This window comes from uncultured Mucilaginibacter sp., assembly GCF_903893715.1.
Lineage (GTDB): Bacteria > Bacteroidota > Bacteroidia > Sphingobacteriales > Sphingobacteriaceae > Mucilaginibacter.
Map to the genome: position 1 here is coordinate 1 of NZ_CAITNG010000129.1, position 23,412 is coordinate 23,412.

At 46.4% G+C, this 23,412-nt stretch carries 19 protein-coding genes; 8 read left to right on the forward strand and 11 right to left on the reverse strand.

Translation table 11 applies throughout. The features are described from left to right. The first annotated feature begins 394 nt into the window (after positions 1-394). Complete coding sequence (locus QZX97_RS14645) at positions 395-1,357, forward strand: terminase small subunit (RefSeq protein ID WP_295649482.1); 963 nt, start codon at positions 395-397, stop codon at positions 1,355-1,357. Positions 1,358-1,608: 251 nt separating this feature from the next. Here QZX97_RS14645 and QZX97_RS14650 read toward each other — a convergent pair whose 3' ends face one another. Both QZX97_RS14650 and QZX97_RS14655 read right to left on the reverse strand, forming a co-directional pair. Beyond that, entirely contained in the window at positions 1,609-2,172 is a 564-nt protein-coding gene (locus QZX97_RS14650) for a DUF2062 domain-containing protein (protein WP_295649485.1), read from the reverse strand. A 222-nt stretch (positions 2,173-2,394) separates the two neighbouring features. After that, positions 2,395-3,015: a hypothetical protein gene (locus QZX97_RS14655; protein WP_295649487.1), complete on the reverse strand. Its 621-nt coding sequence runs from the start codon at positions 3,013-3,015 to the stop codon at positions 2,395-2,397. Between the two features lie 179 nt (positions 3,016-3,194). Between QZX97_RS14655 and QZX97_RS14660 the strand changes: the two genes are divergently transcribed. The 7 genes from QZX97_RS14660 to QZX97_RS14690 all read left to right on the forward strand — a co-directional run bounded on the left by QZX97_RS14660 (position 3,195) and on the right by QZX97_RS14690 (position 10,117). Then, positions 3,195-4,517 carry a TolC family protein gene (locus QZX97_RS14660; protein WP_295649489.1) on the forward strand — a complete coding sequence of 441 codons (1,323 nt, stop codon included), beginning with the start codon at positions 3,195-3,197 and terminating at the stop codon, positions 4,515-4,517. 11 nt (positions 4,518-4,528) lie between these two features. Then, the gene (locus tag QZX97_RS14665; protein ID WP_295649491.1) at positions 4,529-5,917 is read left to right on the forward strand and encodes an efflux RND transporter periplasmic adaptor subunit; all 1,389 of its coding nucleotides are present in this window, start codon (positions 4,529-4,531) and stop codon (positions 5,915-5,917) included. Beyond that, positions 5,914-6,669: an ABC transporter ATP-binding protein gene (locus QZX97_RS14670; protein ID WP_295649494.1), complete on the forward strand. Its 756-nt coding sequence runs from the start codon at positions 5,914-5,916 to the stop codon at positions 6,667-6,669. The genes QZX97_RS14665 and QZX97_RS14670 overlap by 4 nt, the downstream gene beginning before the upstream one ends. A 3-nt stretch (positions 6,670-6,672) precedes the next feature. Then, positions 6,673-7,893, forward strand: coding sequence for an ABC transporter permease (locus tag QZX97_RS14675; protein ID WP_295649497.1), 1,221 nt, complete (start codon positions 6,673-6,675; stop codon positions 7,891-7,893). Between the two features lie 190 nt (positions 7,894-8,083). Further along, complete coding sequence (locus tag QZX97_RS14680) at positions 8,084-9,376, forward strand: asparagine synthetase B (RefSeq protein ID WP_295649671.1); 1,293 nt, start codon at positions 8,084-8,086, stop codon at positions 9,374-9,376. Positions 9,377-9,503: 127 nt separating this feature from the next. Next, the gene (locus tag QZX97_RS14685) at positions 9,504-9,878 is read left to right on the forward strand and encodes a TM2 domain-containing protein (protein ID WP_295649500.1); all 375 of its coding nucleotides are present in this window, start codon (positions 9,504-9,506) and stop codon (positions 9,876-9,878) included. Next, the gene (locus QZX97_RS14690; protein WP_295649504.1) at positions 9,875-10,117 is read left to right on the forward strand and encodes a DUF4342 domain-containing protein; all 243 of its coding nucleotides are present in this window, start codon (positions 9,875-9,877) and stop codon (positions 10,115-10,117) included. Before QZX97_RS14685 ends, QZX97_RS14690 begins: the two co-directional genes overlap by 4 nt. A gap of 6 nt (positions 10,118-10,123) precedes the next feature. On the opposite strand, the gene QZX97_RS14695 is transcribed toward QZX97_RS14690, so the two are convergent. The 9 genes from QZX97_RS14695 to rhaT all read right to left on the reverse strand — a co-directional run bounded on the left by QZX97_RS14695 (position 10,124) and on the right by rhaT (position 23,304). Then, positions 10,124-10,480: a helix-turn-helix domain-containing protein gene (locus QZX97_RS14695; protein WP_295649507.1), complete on the reverse strand. Its 357-nt coding sequence runs from the start codon at positions 10,478-10,480 to the stop codon at positions 10,124-10,126. A 61-nt stretch (positions 10,481-10,541) separates the two neighbouring features. Further along, a complete protein-coding gene (locus QZX97_RS14700; protein ID WP_295649510.1) occupies positions 10,542-11,033 on the reverse strand; it encodes a hypothetical protein in 492 nt (163 codons plus the stop codon). Between the two features lie 130 nt (positions 11,034-11,163). Further along, positions 11,164-12,756, reverse strand: a complete 1,593-nt coding sequence (locus QZX97_RS14705) for an arylsulfatase (protein WP_295649512.1) — start codon at positions 12,754-12,756, stop codon at positions 11,164-11,166. A 387-nt stretch (positions 12,757-13,143) separates the two neighbouring features. Next, positions 13,144-16,752 carry a DUF4450 domain-containing protein gene (locus QZX97_RS14710; protein ID WP_295649514.1) on the reverse strand — a complete coding sequence of 1,203 codons (3,609 nt, stop codon included), beginning with the start codon at positions 16,750-16,752 and terminating at the stop codon, positions 13,144-13,146. An 83-nt stretch (positions 16,753-16,835) separates the two neighbouring features. Next, positions 16,836-18,224, reverse strand: coding sequence for an FGGY family carbohydrate kinase (locus tag QZX97_RS14715; RefSeq protein ID WP_295649516.1), 1,389 nt, complete (start codon positions 18,222-18,224; stop codon positions 16,836-16,838). After that, positions 18,225-19,499, reverse strand: a complete 1,275-nt coding sequence (locus tag QZX97_RS14720; protein WP_295649519.1) for a TIM barrel protein — start codon at positions 19,497-19,499, stop codon at positions 18,225-18,227. Positions 19,500-19,621: 122 nt separating this feature from the next. Then, complete coding sequence (gene rhaM, locus QZX97_RS14725; RefSeq protein WP_295649522.1) at positions 19,622-19,936, reverse strand: L-rhamnose mutarotase; 315 nt, start codon at positions 19,934-19,936, stop codon at positions 19,622-19,624. 77 nt (positions 19,937-20,013) lie between these two features. Further along, positions 20,014-22,131 (reverse strand): bifunctional aldolase/short-chain dehydrogenase, encoded by a 2,118-nt coding sequence (locus QZX97_RS14730; RefSeq protein WP_295649525.1) that lies wholly within the window; start codon positions 22,129-22,131, stop codon positions 20,014-20,016. Between the two features lie 45 nt (positions 22,132-22,176). Beyond that, complete coding sequence (gene rhaT / locus QZX97_RS14735; protein WP_295649528.1) at positions 22,177-23,304, reverse strand: L-rhamnose/proton symporter RhaT; 1,128 nt, start codon at positions 23,302-23,304, stop codon at positions 22,177-22,179. Positions 23,305-23,412 lie beyond the last annotated feature (108 nt).

A 23,412-nucleotide genomic window follows, 5' to 3' on the forward strand; every position in this document is an offset into this window, starting at 1 on the left:
AATTGGTAAAGAGCTTCTCTTGATAGTTTTTCTTCCCTTGCATGATGTTAAGATACTAAATATCAATATCTTAACAAAATATTATTGAAAATAATCCTTTCGTTGCGCAACAGCCACGGGGACGCTTGCGGTAGCGGTGTGGGGAAAGTTGGAATTCAAGTAAGTTATTGGAATTCAATAGTTTAACTAAAATATTTTTCCCGAATTGCTTTATTTTGAGGTGAATTGTTGCGACCTTTGTTGTTGGTTCATAGTTCATGGATCATAGTTCATGGTGATGCTTCGCGGCATATAGTTCATAGATCATGGTTCATGGTAATGCTTCGCAGTTCATAGTTCATGGATCATAGTTCATGGTGAATGAACCATTACTTTTTGCTATGAACCATCAACTATGAACTATGAACCAAACAACAACAAATTCATTTTCAAACCAAAAAACATAACAACAATGGCAATTTTACAAGAACTGAGCTTTAAGCAACAAAAATTTTGTGAGGGGTATTTATTGAGTTTCAACGCGTACCGTGCGGCCTTGGATGCCGGGTATACCGAAAATACGGCGGCTAAAGGGAGTTTGCTGCATGTGCCCAAAATTCAGGCGTATTTAAAAGCGGCGATGAACCGCAGTGCCGCCCGCGCGGAGCTGACGCACGATATGCTATTACGCGAGCTGATGAAGATCGCTTTTTGTAATATGGGCAATTATTATGATGATTACGGCCTGCCGAAGAAGATGCACCAGCTAACGGATGAGGAAAAAGCGGCGGTGAGCTATTACCAGCGCGCTGATATGTGCCACGAAGACGGTTATATTTATGGGGAGCTGGTGAAAATTAAGCTCCACAACAAAATGCAGGCGCTGGACAAGTTGTGCAAGCATACGGGCTTTTACAAGGCCAAATGGGAACCCCTGCCCGAGGTGGATCGCAGCGATACGCCGGAAGACATCGCCTTTGAGGCGGAGGACAGCAAGGTGCCGCATGTGAGCGGCTATACCGAGGAGGTGTGCGAGGAAATAATGGCCGACCTGCGCCCGCAGATAGAGGCGGCGGGATGGTATATGGGGGAGACGGGGGACGGAAGTCAGACGTCGGAGGACGGAGGTCAGAAGTCGGAGGACGGAGGTCGGATGATTGAAGTAGAGGGAGATGTTTTGAGTGGGAAGTCGGGAGTGGGGAGTTCTGAGTCTGGAGTAGATGGGCGGCATGATGGGGTGCGGAATCCGTTGGCTCCCGATAGCTATCGGTACGGACAGCATGACCGGGATATTATTGCGGAGACTAAAACGGTTGAAAGGGATTTGATGTGGGATGAGGATGAGGTGATGGATGAAAGTGAGGCCTGGCCCAATTAGAAGGGGACTATTGATTGATTGATCGATTAATTGATTTTTGAATGATTGAATGGGAAATGTGTTTAAATATTCTTACTAATTCCCCCCTATCAAACTCTGTCATTTCGAGGCACGGCCTGTCCCGATGCTTTGGGAAAGCAATCCCTGAACGATTTACATAGTATGATGACTGATTAGTGCTACACGGGCATTATCGAATAGCATGTGCAGGGGTTGCTTCGCTACCGCTCGCAATGACGGGGGTTATTATATCAGGCAGGTTGGATTGCTTTTTCGTGCCCGCCATAGCTTAAGCGACGTCGGGTGAAGGCTTTACTTGCTTTGAGGATTGTAAGGGTTAATATAAAGGTGATTGTACCGGCCACGAGGGCCAGGGTAATGCTACCGAACAGGTATTGTTTGAGTTGGGTTACGAGTTTTGCGGAGGGGTTGTTGGCAATAAGATGTTCGCCCGTACGGTAACTGAGCCAGATGATAAGGGGCATAAGGGGCGGGAAACTGACCTGCGAGTAGATGATGACCAGGGCCTTATTGAGCCTGAACAGCATGGCCAGGGCAATAACCGCCAGCGTTTGGAAACCCCAAATGGGCATAATACCTACCAATGTGCCGATGGCGGCGGAGAGGGCTTTGCGCTCGTCGCTTTGGGTGGGGTCGTACAGTTGGGTGCCGAGTTTTTGCAGGGTTTGTTTGGAGAACAGGGAGCGCAGCCAAGCTGGTTTGGCATAGGCAAAGGCGGTACATACCGTAATGGTTTCGGCAAAAAGGCCCCTGAGTTTGTTAAATGCCTGCATGGTTAATTGTTGTACAAACATACCTACGCAATGCAATGGGAATGAGTTTTAGTTATTAAACTTTTGTTAAGAAGTTGTGGAAGTCATTAGGTCATTGGGTCATTAGTCATTAGGTCATTAGGTTATTGAAATGGATGTAAGTATTTAGGGAAGATATTCCTACTTCCCCCCCCCCTATGGCAGAGATTGAAGAATCGAGAGTCAAGCGTCAAGAAGCCATGGCTGGTAACGGGATAAAGGGCTCTATTTATCGCTGATGATGGCGTCCTTTTTACGCTGGCTGTTGGTGCTGTGCTTGCGCAGAAAGTTATAGGTGAGGTTAAAGCCCATATACTGTGTTCCGCGGCTGCTGTTGGTGCCGTCGAAGTAATAGTAGCCTTGTACTACGGCCAAAGCCCAGTTTTCGGAGATGTTGAAGTTGATGCTGTTGCAGACTTCGGTCATGAGGCCTTGTTGGGCGTTGAATACATAGCCCCCACCCAAACAGAGGGCTTCGGCAAAACGGCCCTTGGAGAAGATGTTGATTGTGGGACGGAACTCGATGAAATGGGTGGTGTCGCTGCCGGAACTGAGGGTGTTGAGCATTCCGGTTGCCAGGCCGATATCGAATATGCCATAGGTGCGGCCAAACTCCATGGATGGAGAAAACCTTTTGGCAAAACCGCCTTTGCTGTTCACAAACACATTGGTATTTGCCGAGAGGTAGAAATAGCGGGGTTCTTTGTTTTCTTTAGAGGTGTCTTTTTCGATAACGGTATCTTTTGACGCGACTTTGGTTTGAGGTTTGGGTGCTACCGGCTTATGTGTTTGGGCAAACAAACATGAGGCATATAGGATGATGAGTATGGTTAAAAGTGGTTTCATGGTTTTTCGGTATGTAACATCGTGGTGACTTAATTGTTTGTGGAGGCCATTTTTTAGGTGATAATCGATGGTCTGAAAAAAAAAGGGAGTATTGGTGATTTAGGTCAAACAATTATGAGAAAATGTTATTTACATTGTATAATAATTGAGACACAGCTAATTGACCGAAGAACCTTTGAATGATGCCCCTACTAAAGAAATGTTGTTTTACGCTGATTATCGCCTTTGTTACGGGTTGCTTTAAGTTATTCGCGCAAGACAGTACCCTGATAGGCGCCACCATACAATGGGACCTGCAAAAGTGCATTGAGTACGCCAGAAAGAACAATATCCAAATCAATACGCTGCAGTTGTCGCAACAGGTTAGTCAGCAGGAGTTTTTGTTGGCCAAGGCGGCAAGATTGCCCAACCTTTCGGGGACGGCATCGCAGAATTTTGGGCATAATGGTGCGTCAGGCTTTAGTGCAAATGGTAATTATGGTTTAAACTCGAGCGTTACGCTGTACAACGGTAACTATATCAACAACAATATCCTGCAAAAGAACCTGGAGGTGCAATCGGCCAACCTGAGCGTGATACAGCAGGAAAACGACATCACCCTACAAATAACACAAGCTTACCTCGCGGTATTGCTCGACAAGGAAAGCATCATATACAATACCGACCTGCTCAATACCACAAAAGCGCAGGTGAAACTGGAGCAACAGCGCTATGATGTGGGCGCTGTGGCGCGAAAGGACCTGATACAGTTACAGGCCCAACAAGCTACCGACCAGTTTACACTCATCAGTTCGCAAAACCTGGAGCGCACCGACCTGATTACGCTGAAGCAACTGTTGCTATTACCGACTGACATCCATTTTGATGTGGTGAAGCCGGACAGTATTGCGGCACCGGCCAATGTGGTGTCGCCTTTTAGGGATGCTGAGCAAACCGCCTTGCAAAACCGTCCGGAGGTAAAGAATGGCGAGTTGGGTTTGAAGATAGCCCAATATAGTGTGGATCTGGCCAATGCGGGTTATAAACCAAGCCTGATTGCAGGGGGTTCGATAGGCACGGGCTATACAACCGGGCAGGGAGACCTTTTCCCGCAGTTTGGCAATAACTTTAACCAACAAGTAGGTATTACGCTTTCGGTGCCGATATTCACCAGGCGGGTGGTAAAAACTCAGGTAGAAGAGGCAAAGATAAACGTTAAGCAGGCCGAACTGAACCTAAAGAACACGCGGACAACACTATCACAGGAAGTGGAACGGGCGTACATCAACGTACAAAACGCCCAAAGCCAGTATGATGCTGCCAACGAAGAACTGAAATTCAGTAAAGAAAGTTATCGCATAGCCAACGAGCAATTGAAGGTAAGCGCGACCAATACAGTGGACTTTTTACTGGTAAAGAACCAGTTTGTACAGGCCGAGCAGGCTTTTGTACAGGCCAAATACAACGCTTTGCTCACGATGAAAATATATGACTTTTACAGAGGTGTACCTATTAAACTATAAAACCGACCGACATGGACAACCCAAAAACCGATACACCGGCACCTATACCTGCTACACCAGGCACAAAGTCTGATGCTTCGGGTATAAAACCCATCGCATCTAAAAAGAAATCTAAAGCCGTTTGGATTGTTCTAGCCGTCGCGATACTTGGAGTAGCAGCCTGGTTTTTCTTTATCAGGAAACCGGAACAGCCTGTTGTATTGCAAACGGTAAAGCCGACAACGGGATACATCGCGCAAAGTGTAACCGCAACCGGCAGGATTGAACCGGTGGATACGGTTACCGTAGGTACACAGATATCGGGCATATTAAGCAAGTTGTATGTAAACTACAATTCGACTGTGAAAAAGGGCGAACTGATAGCCGAATTGGATAAATCATTGTTGCAAGCCACGCTCGACCAATACAAAGGCAACCTGCAAAACACGCAGAGCCAACTTGTATTTGCACAGAACAACTTTAACCGGCAGAATACGCTTTACAAAGCAGATGCCATCAGCAAAGCCGACTTTGATACCGCGTTGAACACTTTAGATGAAGCAAAAGCCGCCGTTGCCAGTGCCCAAGCACAGGTTAGGCTGGCAACAAAGAACCTTTCGTACACTGATATTTACTCTCCCATTGATGGTGTGGTATTGAACCGTAATATCAACGTGGGGCAAACAGTAGCAGCAAGTTTTAGTACGCCTACCCTGTTTGTAATAGCAAAGGATATCACCAAAATGGAGGTTGAAGCCAATGTGGATGAAGCCGATATTGGTGATGTTAAACCCGGTAACCGGGCATCATTCACGGTTGATGCTTTTATAAACGATTCGTTTGGCGGCACGGTTTCGAGTATCAGGCTGCACCCATCTGTTTCGGCCAACGTGGTTACCTATACTACCATTATCAATGCGCCGAACGATGATATGAAATTAAAGCCGGGTATGACAGCCAATATCATCATTTATACCAAAGAGGTGAACAACGCGATGCTCCTCCCTGTAAAGGCCATCAATTTCACACCGGATTCCGTGCTGTCGACAAAATACCAGGTGGTGGGCCGTACGCCTCACAAAAGCAAAAAGGGAGATGCAACCGCAACCGTAGCAGGTGCTGCACAGAGCGGTCACGCTGTAAAAAGCCGGAAGGATACATCGGGCATACCTAAAACAAAAGCCTTTGTTTGGTTATTGCAAGGCAACAAACTGGTACAAAAAAGAATAGAGACCGGCCTTGATGATAATACACAGGTAGAGGTTCTGTCAGGACTAAGTGCCACTGATGTTGTGGTTACCGGATACACCGGCGGACCTAACGGCATTGCAGCTGCGGGCAAACCTGCAGCAAGTCCGTTTATGCCTGCACGACGCAACACCGGTGGTGGCGCGGGCGGAGGCGCAACAAGACCACGATGAGCAAGACGATATTAGAAATAAAAGACCTGAAACGGGACTTCCAGATGGGTGTTGAGACGGTTCACGCACTCAGGGGCATCAACTTTAATGTTGAAACCGGCGAGTTTGTAACCATAATGGGAAGTAGCGGTTCGGGTAAAACAACCTTACTGAACATATTGGGTTGCCTTGACCAGCCTACCATTGGCAATTACTTTTTGGATGGTGTTGATGTTAAAAAACTGACCCGCGATGAACTGGCTCAATTACGCAACCGTAAGATTGGCTTTGTATTTCAGTCGTACAACCTGTTGCCCCGCACATCGGCATTGGAGAATGTTGAACTGCCCTTGCTGTATAATAAGGATGTGAGCGTATCTGAACGAAGGGAGCGTGCCATGCACGCGTTGGAGTCGGTACAGCTGGCCGACAGGTCCGACCATACGCCCAGCCAATTGTCCGGTGGTCAACAGCAGCGTGTTGCCATAGCCCGCGCGCTGGTAAACGAACCGGTAATGATATTGGCGGATGAGGCCACCGGTAACCTGGATAGCCGCACATCATATGGCATTATGGCGCTGATGCAGGAGCTGAACCAAACACATGGGAAAACCATTGTGTTTGTAACCCACGAGCCGGATATCGCATCATTTAGCAGCCGCACCATATTGTTGCGCGACGGAATGATACAAAAGGATACCAAAAACGAGAAGCCCCGTTCGGCGAAGCAAGTTTTGGCCGAGTTGCCGGTTACCGATGATTACAAAATATAAGCAATGGATATTTTAAACCTGATACGGATAGCTTACAGGGCATTGCAGCGCAACAAGTTGCGTGCCTTTTTAACCATGCTGGGTATCATTATTGGCGTGGCGGCCGTAATCGCGATGGTAGCCATAGGTCAGGGCTCTAAACAAAGCATCCACGACCAATTGTCGAGCATGGGCTCAAATATGCTCACGGTTTCGCCTGCCAGTAACCTCAACGGCGGCGTGCGCATAGCTGGTTCAAGTTTCCAATCGCTCACCCAAAAAGACATCATCGCGCTGCAAAAACAGGTCCAATATATTACGGAGATATCACCGTCTATCACTTCGCGGGGCCAGGCTATTAATGGGGCATTGAATTGGCCTACTTCCATGCAGGGCGTCAGTCCCTCCTACCTCGACATCCGAAAACTAACACTAAAGGACGGCATCCCGTTTAACGAGAACGATGTAACCACATCGGCAAAGGTCTGCTTGATCGGCCAAACTGTAATTGACAACCTGTTTCCTGGTGGTGAGAACCCCATTGGAAAAGTGATACGATTTAACAAGATACCTTTCCAAATCATCGGTATATTGAACCCAAAAGGTCAAAATGCTTTTGGGCAAGACCAGGACGATATCCTCATTGCCCCTATCGGCACCGTTCAAAAAAGAATATCGGCCACCATTTACTACCAGAATATCTACGCTTCGGCTGCCAATGAAAACGTTACCGATGCGGCCGTTACCGAAATGACGAGTATACTTCGCGAGTCGCACCGGCTGCGCAGCAATGAGGATAACGACTTCACCGTGCGTACCCAGGCTGAACTGATTAATACCCTAAGTGCAACAAGTGGTTTATTGACCGTTTTGTTGACGGTCATAGCCGGCATTTCGTTGGTTATTGGTGGCATTGGCATCATGAACATCATGTACGTTTCCGTAACCGAGCGTACGCGTGAAATAGGCTTACGTATGGCCATCGGTGCACGCGGTACCGATATCATGCTCCAGTTTTTAATGGAGGCGATACTCATCAGTATAACCGGCGGTGTTATCGGTGTGGTGTTGGGCATGGTATCAACCTGGCTGGTTACCGCTACATTGGGTTGGCCAACTATCGTGTCAGAGTCATCGGTTGTACTATCATTCATTGTGTGCGCTGTAACCGGCATATTCTTTGGATATTACCCGGCACAAAAAGCTGCGCGTTTAGACCCAATCGAAGCTTTGAGGTACGAATAGACAGACTTTAGTCTCATTCTTCTGTTTTGTTTTTTGTAGCACGAAAGTTACGCTAATACTAAGCAGGTCAGAACAATAGCTTCGTGTTTTGTTTGTTATATTTGATATAATGAAGCTCCTCAGCTATTTGATAGCCTTTTGTCTGCTGCTTGTTGCGATGATCAGCAGGGCATCGTCCATTCTATTGCCGATGGACGAAACGCAGAATGACCATCTTAAATCGTACGGGATAGCTTTTTGGGTGCTCAAAAACGGCGAAGAAGTGCAATGGCTGCTAAACTATCGCGGTGGTAGCTTTTTAGCACCATACGACAAGAAAACCGAAGATGAGTGCAAGATACGCGGTGTAAGTTATGAAGTAATTGCCGATGCCAAGGTTGCCGAAATCATTACACTGATAAACGACCCATCGGTGAACATGGATGTAGTAAAACTGCAGAAAGCCCCCAAAATAGCCGTGTATTCGCCCCAAAATAAAGGTCCGCTGGAAGATGCGGTAGTTTTGGTTTTAAAGTACGCAGAGATACCGTTCGATTTGCTCTATGATGAAGAAGTTATAAAAGGTGACCTCAGCAAATACGACTGGTTGCACCTGCACCATGAGGACTTTACAGGGCAATACAGTAAGTTTTCGGGCGGCCGTGGTTTTGGTGGTGGCCGCGCCGGCGGATACGGAGGGGGTGCCGGAAATTTTGGTGGTAGAAGTAACCCCGGCGGTATGAGTGGCGGTTACAGCAACGGAGCCTTTAACGGTAATACCCAGGAATGGTATGTTGAGGACAAACAAACCCAGGAAGCAAGGGCGCACAGCTTGGGCTTTGCCAAGGTATCGAAGATGAAACTGGCCGTGGCACAAAAGATACGCGACTTTTGTGGTGGTGGTGGCTTTTTGTTCGCCATGTGCTCTGGTGCGGATAGTTTCGACATAGCCCTGGCAGCATGCAATACCGATATTGTGGATGCGGTTTACGATGGCGACCCTCCCGACCCAAAAGCTCAGTCCAAGTTGGATTTTAGCCAAACGCTGGCCTTCCAAAACTTTACTGTAGATGTTAACCCCTACTCGCGCCAGTTCAGTGATATCGATGTATCGCGCAGCCGCCGTGTTGATAGGGAGCACGACTTCTTTACCCTGTTCGACTTCTCGGCTAAATGGGATGTGGTACCCAGTATGCTTACGCAAGACCATGACCGTGTAATCAAGGGCTTTAAGGGTTTGGCAACGGCTTTCGATATCAGCAAACTTAAGCCTGGGGTTACCATTATGGGCGAGCTAAAAACTGCCAACGAGGCCCGTTACATCCACGGTGAGTACGGCAAAGGTCAATGGACCTTTTACGGCGGGCACGATCCCGAGGACTACCAACACAGTATGAACGAACCGCCCACCGACCTTTCCTTGCATCCAAACTCGCCGGGGTACCGCCTGATTTTGAACAATGTGCTCTTCCCTGCCGCTAAAAAGAAGAAGCAGAAAACCTGATGTCCTTACCGGGATGTTAACCGTAAAAATGCCGCACTTTACCGACCTTTTGCAGGCGCTTGCCTATTTAGTATAGGGCAACTAAGTAGTACAACATAACTTTATATCATAATCTAAATCAAAAGTTATGAACGCAAATCTTTATATGGCATTTCCGGGTATCACAACCGAAGAAATGATGCACTTGCAACACGCAACCGACGGCATGGACGACAAACAACAACAAAACTTCTACAACCTCTACGCCTCTAAAAGGAAAAACACTCAAGATATGCTATTGCTTTGCATACTGGGCTTCTTCGGCTTGGCTGGTATACATCGCATAGCAATGGGTCAGGTTGGACTTGGTATTGTTTATCTTTTCACCTTTGGGCTTTTCTGGATAGGTACACTCGTCGACCTGTTAAGCATTTACCGCTTGACCAACGAATACAACCGCAAAATGGCTTACGAAAGCTGCCAAATCATTAAAATGGGCATGTATAACTACGCAACAATATGACTAAGACAAAAGAGTCCTTTCACATCAACGGCGAATCCCTTCTCAAAAAGATAAAGGAGCTGATTGCCGAGGGCAACGTAACCCGGATAAGCATTACTGACAAAGCAGGCAAAGAACTCATGAGTTTCCCGCTCACCATCGGTTTGGTTGGCGTGGTGCTCGCGCCGGTATTGGCCGCTGTGGGTGCCATGGCTGCCTTGTTGGGCGAATGCACCATTACCGTAGAAAGAGCAAGCTAAGGCAACTTACTTGCTCTCCTGCTCTTTAAACCTTTGCGACATCAGCTCAAACTCCTTTTCGTAATGGCGCATGCGGGCATGCAACAACTCCACTTCGGTGCGGAGTATCTGTATCTCGGTAACCAACTTGGTAGCTTCTTTGCCGTTCAGCATTTTGTCGCCTGTGCCGAGGATTACCCATTCGGGCGAGTACCCCAAATCATGGCAAACCGCGGTGATGGTTGTGAAATTAACTTCCCTGTCGCCCGATAACATCAGGCTCACCAATGATTGTGATATTCCACAGGCTTTGGCAAACTTGGTTTGCCCGCCACAGGCTTTTATTACGATGCGTAATCGTTTAAGTAACTGACTGTCTGACATTTATCTTCAATTAAAGCCTGTTTTTATCCCATCAAGGCTTATTATATTACAAATGTAACAATTATTTATCTATTACCTGCATTACTTTGGTAAAGTCGCGATTTAACACAAAAGTTGACCTATCTGGAAACGTTTTGCCTTTTTCATCGCTTTTGATATAAGTATGGGTTATTGTCCAACCCTCCTGTATACCTTTGAACTCCTTTTTGCCGGCTTTTAAGTTGGCGTTTATGTCCTCAATCTTTTTATCGATGGTATCTACTTGCCTGGCATGGTATTCCCTGCCCTCAACATGGTACATTAAAATATAAAGACTGTCTTTTTGGTGCCCAAGCCATTTTATCCGGCCCACCATCGATTTATAATCGTCGGTCTCTTCATATTCCTGGTTGTAAACTTTTACATGATCAAAGGATATGGGTTGATACAACTCCGGGTTAAAAAAATTATCTGTACAATAATTCTTTACGCACTCCTGCGCTTTTTCATCGTTCGAATGGTTGCACGACGATAGCAGCACAAGCAATAGAAACAGGGGACATATTCTATTCATGTTAAATTTAATTAGGATTGGCTAATTTACATGTTTTAACAATCAAATCCCCTATTTGTTGTCATTGTAACAATAATATAACCAATTAACTACAAATCAATAGCATTTATAAATCATTTAACAAATTATATTAAAACTCCTCTCCTTTTCGTTTTTCAAGCTTATCAAATGGTATTACACCCGCATGCACCGCCCAGGCATCATACAAGGCCGACAACGCTTTTACCTTTTCGGGATATTGAGCGCTCAAATCGTTCATTTCCGAGCGGTCCGTCGTAATATTATACAACTCCCATTTGTTATCGGGCTTTTGCGATACCAGTTTCCATTCCCCTTGCCTTACGGCCCGGTTGCCCTCATGCTCAAAAAACAAGGCGTTGTGCCCTTTCCAGGTTTTACCGGTAAACAAAGGTGTTAAACTGATGCCCTCGGTAGGCAAAATACTGTTCCCGTTATAAGTTTTTGGATATGGAACCTTGGCAAAATCCAAACAGGTCGACATCAAATCGATAATATGCGCAGGTTTGTTCGACTGGCCGCCCGGTTTTATCACACCCGGGTAATTGGCAATAAATGGCGTGGCCGTACCACCCTCATATTCCCAATGCTTAAACAAACGGAAGGGCGTGTTGCTCACGTTGGCGCCCCAATATTCATAAGCGGTAAAACTGGTCGGGTCGCTGGCTGGTTTGTTGTTGGCGGCTTGCACTTCGGGTGTAAAACCTGCGCCTTTTATGCTCTCGCTGCTGGCGCCGTTATCGCTCAAAAACATGATGACAGTATTTTTGTCTTTTCCGCTCTTTTTCAGTTCGGCGCGTATGCGGCCTATGTTCTGGTCCATACGGTCGACCATCGCCGCGTAAACGGCCATTTTGGTGTCCCAACGGTCTTTTTCTTCGGGGGTCAGGCTGTCCCATTCAGGTACGTTCTTGTCTCGGGGCGAAAGCTGCGCATCCTGCGGTAAAATACCCAAAGCTTTTTGTCGGGCAAGGCGCTGTTCGCGCAGCTTGTCCCAACCAATCATATACTTGCCCTTGTACTTGGCAATATCTTCGGGCAAAGCCTGTATGGGCCAGTGCGGACTGGTAAAAGCCATGTACAAAAAGAAAGGTTTTTGGTTGCCATTATTCTCGTGGATGAACTTGATAGCATAATCGGCATAGGCATTAGTAGAATACCAACCCGGCCCCGGCGTAAATTCCTTGTCATCCAAAGCAATCGTCAGCTTTTGGTTGGGGCGGTAAGGCATCGTCGGGTTAAAATAGCTGCTAGCACCGTCTATCAAACCAAAATAATGGTCAAAACCCCGTTTAACCGGCCAATGCTCAGGTGCCTGCCCGATATGCCATTTACCCGCCATAAAGGTATTATATCCGCCCGATTTTAAAGCCTCGGCAATAGTAACGCAGTTTTGGTTCAGGTATCCCTCGTAAGCAGGCGCGGTACGGGTGTTTACCATATCGCCCACCCCGACCTGGTGTTGGTATAAGCCAGTCATCAGCGAAGCCCTTGTAGGGCAGCAACGTGAAGCATTGTAAAACTGCGTCAGTTTCATGCCTGTTTTGGCCAATTGATCAAGATTGGGCGTCTGCGTTTCGGCACCATAACAGCCTATATCCGAATAACCCATATCATCCGCCAAAATGATGATGATATTGGGCCGCTTTTTAGCCACCGGTTTCTTTACCTGTGCCAATGCTGTAGATACTACCAACAACAGCATAAAAAAAACAAGGGGGGAAAAAGTAAGATATTTTAACAGATTTTCTATCCGTCTTGATTCTTGACTCTCGATTCTTGACTCTCTATCAAGGGGGGAAAAAGTAGGTATTTTCAACATCACTTTTATATTCTCTATCGGTTATCAATTTAAAATTGGTTCAGCAGCAGGGGGAAAAAGTAAGAATATTTTCACGCTTTGCGCCCCGCTCTTTGCGCCATGCGCACTCACACAAAAATACAAAAATCGCCCCAAATTATCACCATCTAAACACCCCAAAAAACACATTTTCCTTCATTTGCATCCCGATAGCTATCGGGACACATTTGCTCATCTACACATTAAATTCTTCTCATTTGCACATCTACCCATCCGCACATTTGCACATCGCTAACGCACCAAAGTCACCCCCATCAACCCGATCACCACATCATTGGCAATCGTTTTTAGCTGCAGGTTTTTCAGCTCCTTGGCGGGATTTAAGGGCAGGTCCAATATCGTAGCCGCGCCGCCATCAATACCCCTGCTCGCGAAGCCCTTGATGCCTTTAAACGTGTTCCATTCCGTAGCCGCGATGCCGCTCTTCAGGTACACCCGTATCGGCCTTGCCGCGTTCAGTTGAAAGGCGTAACCATCATCCTCATAATCCTGCTCAATGGGCCACCAGGTTTGCGGGTTTTTCAGTTCGAGTATATCATTGGTGCCGTCGGTATAATTAATCACCACTTCACCGTTTACAATACGGCTTTGCATCGGGTTGGTCGAACCCGCCATCAGGAAATACGCGTGCAATGCCTTGCCCGACAGCGGCACTTCCGCCTGCTTGGGGTAATTGTCCCATTGCGAAGTGAACAATATATTCTTCTCGCCCGTTTTACCCGGCGTAGCGAATTTCAGCCCCTGCGGTGTATCAAACTCGTTCTTATCCCCTGCCGCCTTTCGCAGACCCGAATCATCAATATTAGCTTCCACTAACGGATAACACCAATCCCCAATACCTTGCCATGGCAATTGCAGCGTTGGCGATGTTGGCCTCGGTGTGAGGTATTTGTTTTTAAAGATATTCGTTACCTGGTCGTTAAAGTATGGGGTAAGGTTTATGGTTTCCTGGTTTGGTGTTTCTTTTTTGATATTCCAGTTGGTGATGGTTTGTTGAAAGACTTTATTACTATACTCAATGCGTATAACATTACTACCTTCTATTAAATTTGATAGTGGAACGCTCACGGCATTTGACGTAACATTAGTTGCATATTGATTATTACCTGGATTAATAATTATCTTACATTGATAACAATCTATTTTAAACTTTAGAGTATTAGGCTGCTGTTTTTCATCGTTTGCGATTTCAAAATCAGGTTTGATATCAAAGTTCAGAGGCGCCCACCATTTAAAGTTCCCAAACTCAACACGAGTGAACGTAGTATGGGGACCGTACTGAACTTTCGCCCCGCTTCCCAACATCTTATATGCGCCCTGTGGGTCGTAATCTGCCAATTTACTCGGTCTACTACTTGTCAAAACAGAAAAGGTATCTCCTATGTGAAATGTCTTTGATGTAGTTACCGGAATAATTTCAGTCTTATCAGTTCCGTCTAATCCCCATTGAATTTTTATATTGTACTTTTCATTTATTCCGCTTTCTAATTGAAACATCGGAATCTCGATAGCATCATCTACATTCTTCCATGAAACCCTCTGACCGTTTACGGTAACTGATTGTACATAATATTCAATTGCTTTAACATCAAAAACTAACCTCATTTTTTTTGGGAAATTCTGAATTATCGAATACAAGTCAGTTATCTGATAATTTTTTATATCCTTTGTCCGCTTAAAATCAAATTGCACATCCGGCGTATGCAGCGATGCATGGTCCCAGGCCATCGGGAAACCCGGCTTAATGGTCAAAGTTCCTGCCAATGCATTGGGATGGATACCGAACAAACCCTCTACCAATGAGCGGCCTGCCATGCCAATCGGGTCGCCAAAATCACGGTACAGTTCGCCGCGGTTGGCATCGTAGTACGACATGTTTTCAAAATTACCCGGACTGCTTTCCAAATACTGCGATTCCACCAGCGAACCTTTCCACAACTTAAAGGCATCCTCTGCCCTGCCCGCCTGCCAGTAAGCCAGCGACGTATGCAGTTCTTCGGCCAGCACCACATTGTTCAGGCTCCAGTCGTAAGGCATCCAGTTGGTGGTGCTCAGCGTGTACAAACCGGTATCCAGACCCTTAACAATAATGGGGATATGCGGTATGTTATTATCGATATATCGTGTGGCCTGGTACGCCTGGAAATTATCGGCAATACCCTCGTCAATAGCATGGTAAACCGTCCAGAGCGCGGCGTTGGGGTGTACTAATTTATTGCCTAACAAATCCACAAACTCGGCATATTGCCCGGTTTGCGGCAGCCAAAGCGTTTTGTTGATGGCCGCAAGGATATGGTCGGCTTCATTTTGATAAGGCCTTGGGTCTTGCCCGATGAGTTTGGCCAAATAAGCCGCGTCCTTGTTCGCGCGATAGTTATAAGCCGACGAGTGCGTTACCCCGCCCCCGCTATATTGCAGGGCATCGCTGGCCCAAATGGCGCAATAGGCATCATATAAACCGTCGCCATCGGCGTCAAAATTGCGCTTTTCCCAAGCTAATGACCGTGTAAGCATCGGCCACATCTTTTTCACATAGTCCAGGTCGCCCGTCCAGTAAAAATGGTTCAGCAGAGCGTCAATGGTCACCAAATTCATATCGTAGTGGTGCGCTATTTTGTTATTGTTGGGGTTTCGGCTGATATACCCGTCGCTAAACATGGCTGTGCCCATTTTTTCGAGCTGCCGCGCCAAATGCATCGCCGTATCGGGCACCACCGGACCAGGTGGCAGCGTAGTTTGCGAAGCGGCATAAGCCGTAAAGTGCGATTCGGCCCTGTCATGCCAGCCCAGCACGTCGGCCACATAAGGCCCGCGCCAGGCATTCAAACGCATCCGCCAGGCAATAGAACCGTGCATATACGATGGCGATTCCCATATCGCGTCGGCAGCAATGGCCAGCACCCCGCCCAGGGTATTGATGTACGGGTCGGGCGTTTCAACTTTGATACGGTTGGCTATTTTTTGCCTTGCAAGTTCCGTATCTGCAAATAATTGCGGTAAAGCGCTGTAGGGTACCACATTCCTTTCGGCCGGGCTTTGTATCAAAAAATATAAGGGCTGTTGGTTGGTTGCGCTTACCTTTCCGGTGATGAGCGGCGCTTTATCCACCTTCGAATTAAATACTGCATCCGGCGAGTTCAATTGCGTGGCATCGCCAATATGCAGTTCAGCGCCCGTCGGGAAGGTGCCATTCATTACATTTTTATCCGTGGTAACTACGGTATTGCCGGCCGTGCCCGGTTGTTTTATTTCATAACGGTCTGCCTCGCTTGTCGCGACGGCGGTATAGTTCAAATAAAAACTATTTCCGATAACCTGGTAGGCATTGTTGGCGCAGTATTCCGGTTTAAAATAAAACGATGATTCCGGGTCAGCACCCAGATCACCATCCCGACTAAATTTCTTGCCCGTAACACCGCCAAATGCCCAAAACAGGGTAATTGGTGTGGTCGTTCCTTTAACCTCCGCTTTAACAATCAAACTTTCGGTAGAGCCACCTGCCAAAACGGTTAGGTTCAGCATGCCGTTCCCCAACATGGGGTCGTGTATGGTATAGAGCATGGAACCGGCGCGGTAGCGGGCCTCAATATTCGCCATGTTGATGAGCCACTTGCTTTCGTTGCCTGCTTTTATCCCAAAATGCAAATTGCCGCCCATACCGGGCAAATACATCGCGAACTCGGGTAAGTCGCCTGCTTCCACTCTGAATGCCGTATTGGTACCATAAATAGCCCGGTTAAAACGGCGCGTTCCGTTATTGATAACGATATCCTCGCCGTCAGGGTGGTAATGTATCTCGCGCTCTTTGTTATGCCAAAGCTTTGGCGTTTGCGCATTCATCGTGTTGCACAAAAACAAAAAAAGGACGAATACTAAACATACCGTCCTCTTTATCAGTTTTTTAACCATTTTATTTGAGCTGATTATTGCACTTCCATTTTGTTTGCCAAAGCAAAGTATTTCAGTTCTATCATATCGCCCGGAATGGTTTTGCCGTTCCAGTGCTTGTGTATCGCCAGGGCAGCGCCTATGGCCGTAGCCTGCGCAACTGATGCCGCGAACACCTCAAAATGCGGGAATGCCGAAGCTAATAAATTCATGTACACCACGTTTTTACCAAAGCCGCCGTCCACAAATATCCGTTTAACGCCGGTATCCTGCACCACCAATTGTGTGGATGCCTGTTGCTGGCTCATAATATCGAGCAATAAACAGTGATAAGCTTCCTCATAAGATGTAAAGTCGTTCAGGTCGCGCTTGCCAAATTCCGATTGTTGCATCAACATATCATTAGTGCCTACTTTGGCCCTAACCGCCGTACTCGAGGTAACCAGATCGGCATCGTATTTTACCTTCTTAAAATGGTCCACCGGTTTTTTAAAGTGCTCAGCAAGGCGTTTGGTTTGTATTTCGTGTTCGTTACCCGCAAACAATCGCGATGCCTTTACAGGATGCCCGTGGTATTCCATATAGCAAAGACAATCGCTGTTCAACTCTTCTACCGTTAGCGGGTTTTCGTTAAAGGGGTTTAAGCTGATGCACCAGGTACCGGTAGAAATCAAAATGAACGGCTCCGAAAAGCTTGCCAAATACGGTATCAAAGCCGCCGAACTATCGTGCAAACCCGAACCTACCTGATAATCCTGACCGTTAATGGTCGTTGTCATCGCGCCATCCGAAGGAAATATGGGTGCCAGTATCTTGTCGATACCTTCTTCATATACCCAACGGTGATAATCGTTCTTTACAAAATCCCAAAGCTGGGTATGGCAACCAATACTGGTAATATCCGAATAAAAGCCACCGGTAATCAAATGGTTCAAATACTGCGGCAAATGCAGCGAATATTTGATGCGCTTGAACAGCTCCGGCTTGCGGTGTTTGATGCGGTACAATTGCATGCCCGAATTAAGGTTGCCCAAAACAGGAGATGCCGTTTCGCGCGAAACAACCGCCTCGCCATTGTATTTGGCATAAAACTCATCCTTCAAATCATCCGGATAGGCCTTTAAATAATTGCACAAGGGGCCGGTAACTTTACCATCCTGACCAATGTGCACAAAACTGGCACCATAGGTCGAAAAATTGAGCGCCCTTACCTCAAACTTTTTTAAAGCCAATATCTCAGCCAGCGATTCTTTTACCCAATTGGTCAATAAGTCCACATCTTCGCAAGGGTCGCCGTCGTCGTCTGCCGTTTCCTTAAAGTTAACGGTGCGTTCCAGCACAATTTTATAATACTCGTCAATCAGGAAGAACTTTTTATTGGTCTTCCCGATATCAAAAATGGCTATAACCGGAACAGTTTTCATTTATAATCCTGTAGCAACGGTTTTTGCGCCGCGTTCTTTTATCAAATTCTCCCTCACTTTTAACGCGCGGTAAGCACCTATCGGATCGATGGCGCCGCCTGCACGCAAACTCGCTTCCGATACCAAAGACCGTACGTCGGTGCGGTAAGCAGCCTGCAATATCTCTTGCGCTTTAGCTACGTCGTTCACCTTTTGGGCAGCTTGCAAGGCTGGTTTGTCAACCAATAAAGCCTGTGCGTAAGCCAATTGTATAGCCTGTACCGATTGCAACAAATCTTCAATAGGATCTTTCAAATTGTGCGATGCATCAATCATCCAGCCCAAATCGGTCGCATGGTTCATGCCGCGGGCATCCATACCTTCAACCAGTTCGTTAAATATCAGGAACAATTGATAAGGGTTGATACAACCCACGGTCAAATCATCATCACCATATTTCGAATCGTTAAAGTGGAAGCCGGCTAAACGACCTTCCATCAGCAACAACGATACAATTTGTTCGATATTGGCATTGGGCAAATGGTGGCCTAAATCCACCAAAGTGTATGCTTTAGGGCCTAATTTGGTTACATATAGTAATGATTGTCCCCAATCGGCAACGGTAGTCGAGTAGAAATTAGGCTCGTAGCATTTGTACTCCAGGTACATCTTCCAATCATCAGGCAAAGCAGCATAAATTTGTTTCAAACTATCCAGTGTACGCTCAAACGCACCACGGAAGTTCAACTGACCCGGGAAACTTGAACCATCGGCCAACCAAACGGTCAATGCTTTTGAACCCAAGGCAACACCTTGTTTAATTACTTCGATATTGTGTGCGATAGCCTGGTCGCGCACCGCTTTGTCCACATGTTGCAGCGAACCAAATTTGTAGCTCTCCGCGGCACCGGCCTGATCTTGAAAAGTATTTGAGTTAACAGCATCAAAAGCCAAACCATGTTGTGCAGCCAATGTTTTGATGGCCTGGTGGTTTTGCGGGATATCCCATGGAATATGCAACGATATAGCTCCGCTCGATTGGTTCAAAGCGTGTATAACGCCAACGTCTTCAATTTTTTCTTCCAGGCTGCGTGGTTCGCCACCACCCGAAAAACGGCCGAAACGCGTACCACCGGTACCCAAAGCCCAGCTCGGTATAGCCACCTGAAAAGCTTGTAGCTTGGTTAAAACATCGTCAACATTCTTTACATCGGCCTTAACAAAGTCCAGCCTGCGTTTGTGGTCTGCTAACGCCGCATTGTTAAGCTCGTTAACCTTGTACTTCTCTACTTGCATGTGTGTATTAGATTTAGGAACAAGGAATAAGGATCAAGGACTCCGCCTGCTATCCTGCTCCTCTTCCGGTTCTTTATTTGGTTATTGGTCTTTATTCTTTGTTCTTTATTCCTTACTCCAAACTAAGGCATATAAAACACCTCTACTAACGGAACACTTACCGGCGAATTATCCGGATTGCTTTCCATGATGTCGCCCATATACTTCCACCATTTTTGCATTACGGCATGGCTTGGCAAGTTATCCAACAGTTTGGCATCCTCAGCTTTCAATACCCCGAACAGCGAGTTGGTTTCCTCATCCAAAAATATCGAATATTCGCTAATACCTGTTTGTTTCAGCAAAGCTACCAATTCGGGCCATATCTCTTTATGACGTTTATCATATTCCGCTTTAAAACCGGGGAACAATTTCATTTTAAAAGCTACTCTGTCCATTTGGTTGTGAATTTTAGGTTACGGGTTGCGGGTTGGGGTTAACACATGACCCGCAACCCACAACACTTAACTCTTTACTATCGTGCAAACGCCATCGCAACACCGCCATCAACATTCAGCATGTTACCTGTCGATTTGCTCAGCAAACCACCTGTAAATGCAAAACACGCGTTGGCGATGTCGTCCGGTAAAATAATCTCGTTCAATAATGTACGCTTGGCATAGTAGGCAGGCAATTCGGCAACGGTAATTCCGTATGCTTTTGCACGGCCTTCGGCCCATCCGCCTGCCCATATGTTGCTATCGCTTATCACCGCGTCAGGGTTAACTACGTTCACACGTATTTTATCTGCCCCTAACTCAGCAGCATTCAGTCTGCTCAGGTGCAGTTGGGCGGCTTTTGCCGAACCATAACCTGCATTGTTAGGGCCGCTCACCAACGAGTTTTTGCTCACAATATTGATCACATCGCCACCAATGGCTTGTTTTTTCATTACGGCAACAGCTGCCTGGGTAACAAAGAACTGGCCTTTTACCAATACATCATACAACAGGTCCCAGTCTTTTTCAGTATGGTCGCCAATGGTTTTTGATATGGATAAGCCCGCATTGTTCACAATGAGGTCTACACCGCCAAAAGCCAAAGCTGCTGTTTCCATAGCAGCCAAAATCTGATCTTCTTTGGTTACGTCCATTACAGCGGTAGCGTATGAATCTTTACCATAGAGCTTTTTGAACTCTTCGCCGGCGCTTTCTAAACGCTCAGCGTTCATATCGTTCAGGATAACTACCGCGCCTTCTTCAACAAATTTCTTGGCAATGGCCTTGCCAATACCGCCCGCGCTGCCGGTAATTAAGGCAATACGGCCCGATAATGCTTTAGGCTTAGGCATACGCGAAAGTTTCGCTTCTTCCAGCAACCAGTACTCTATGTTAAAAGCTTCCTGACGTGGCAAAGAAGTATATTCCGAAATGGCTTCGGCGCCTTTCATTACATTGATAGCGTTGGTATAAAACTCGGCTGCTACACGGGTGGTTTGTTTATCTTTAGAGAACGAGAACAAGCCTACGCCCGGGTACAATATGATTACCGGGTTGGTATCGCGTATAGCAGGGCTGTTCGGATGTTTACAGGTTTCGTAGTACTCAGTGTACATTTTTCGGTAAGCCTCAAAAGCAGGGGCTAAACGGTCTTTTATTGCTTGTACGTCCGATAAATCTTCGTTTGGTTTCAAATCCAACACCAATGGGCTGATTTTGGTCCTCAAAAAGTGGTCGGGGCAACTGGTACCCAATGGCGCCAAACGGTCCAGGTCGTTCGAGTTGATAAACTCCAATACACGCGGGTCATCGGTAAAATGCCCGATCATATTGCGCTGGCTTGATGTAAAACCGCGCAGTATCGGCGCGATTGCTGCCGCTTGTTTTTTACGGTCGGCTTCAGCTAAGCTGGTTACTTTCTGACCGCCAAAAACAGGGCCTTTTTTGCCATAGTTAGCTTCAAGGTATTCGGCGCATTTTTCAATTACTTCTAAGGTGTTGATATAGCTTTCGTAAGCGGTATCGCCCCAGGTAAACAAACCGTGCGAACCTAACATGATACCGCGGATGCCTGGGTTCTCATCTAAACAAGCCTTTAATTGCAGGCCTAATTCAAATCCGGGTTTTTTCCATTCCACCCAGCCTATCTGGCCGTTAAATAGTTCTTTGGTGATTTTTTTGCCATCCTTTGCTGCCGCGATAGCTATAGCCGCATCAGGGTGCAGGTGGTCGATGTGCGCGAATGGCAAGAAACCATGCAACGGCGTATCAATGGACGGCGCTTTTGATGATAGGTCAAAAATGCAGTGATTGAAAAGTTCCACCATTTCATCTTCGTGCTCCACACCGCGATAGATGTTTTTGAGGCTGCGCAGGCGGTCAACGTAAAGTGCTGCAAGGCCGCTGGCTTTTAGCGTACCTAAATCGCCGCCCGAACCTTTAACCCACATTACTTCGGTATCTTTACCCGTCAACGGGTCTTTGGCCATGGCCTTGCAGGATGTATTTCCGCCACCGTAGTTGGTCAGGCGCAAATCGGCACCCAACAGATTTGACCGATATATCAAAAGGGCCACTTCGTCGCCGGCCAGTTTAGCGGCCTCCGCGTCGTCCCATAAATAGCTCACGTGTTTGAATTGTTTTGTAGTAGACATTTTTGTGTGTTGTTAATAGCTTATGTGATGATTTTTTGTTTTTGCTTATTTGTTTGATTGCAGTTGCGCTGTTTTTGGCGCGTCTTTCAGCTGGTCGTGAATGTAATTGCCACGGCCTACCATTAAAATTGAAAGGATAATAACAATTATCCCTGCTATTAATGTGGTAAGGGCTTTTTTGCTTACACCCTTCCATTCTTTTAAAACGATGCCCCACATATTGGCAATCAGGATAATGAAAGCCATGTGCAATATCCACGAACTGGCGCCATTTCCTAATTTACTGGCACCCATGCCGTAAAAAAAGAATTGCAGGAACCAGGTTGTGCCGGCTAAGGCCGAGAAGATATAGTTTTTTAATAAGGGTGTTTTTTTGTCGGTATAGTTGCTAAAAGTTTTATTGCGACTGTTCAGTATCATGCACCAAATAAAATTGGTGGTTAAACCGCCCCACAGTATTACCACGTAGATTACGTTGTTTTGGAACAGAAAACTATCGGTAGTATGGTGTGCCACCTGCCATAAATGGTTGGCATCATCGGCCATGGCCTTGCCTGCCTCTTGTCCAAAATTAAAACAAGCACTTAAAACGCCCGATACGATGGCCACAAAAATACCCATACCAAAACGGTAGTCTTTGTTCTCGTTAGCAGCGGCGCCATCTTTAGCCAAATCGCGCTCTTTTAGTGTACCGGCCCTGCCGCATACAATAATACCGACAACACATATCAGTATGCCTATCAATACATAATGCCCCCATTCCGAAGATAGCATCATACCGATGCTGTCCTTACCGTTTTGAGGTGAAAATTGATAGAAAACAGCCGGCACCAACGCGCCAAATACCGAGCAAAGGCCCAGTATAATAGTGCTGCCTAACGACACGCCCAAATACCGCACGCCCAATCCGTATGTCAAGCCGCCTATTCCCCATAAAAGGCCAAAGAAATAGGTGAGCAATATAATTTTCCCATCGGTTGCTTTTATAATATCAGCAAAAGCAGGAATGGTTAAATAAGCTGCCAATGGCGGAACGATGAGCCACGAAAATATACCGCCTACTATCCAAAAGCTTTCCCAGGCCCAACCTTTAACTTTTTTGTATGGTAAATAAAAACTACCCGAGGCGAAGCCGCCAAAAAAATGGAAAATAACACCAAAAATTACTTGCATTTATTTTATTGTTTATAACTGGTTACAAAGAGGAACTAAAAGTAGAAAAGGCCTGTAATATAGCCGTCATGGACTGTCATGTTTTTATACATTTTTAACCTTTGGTTA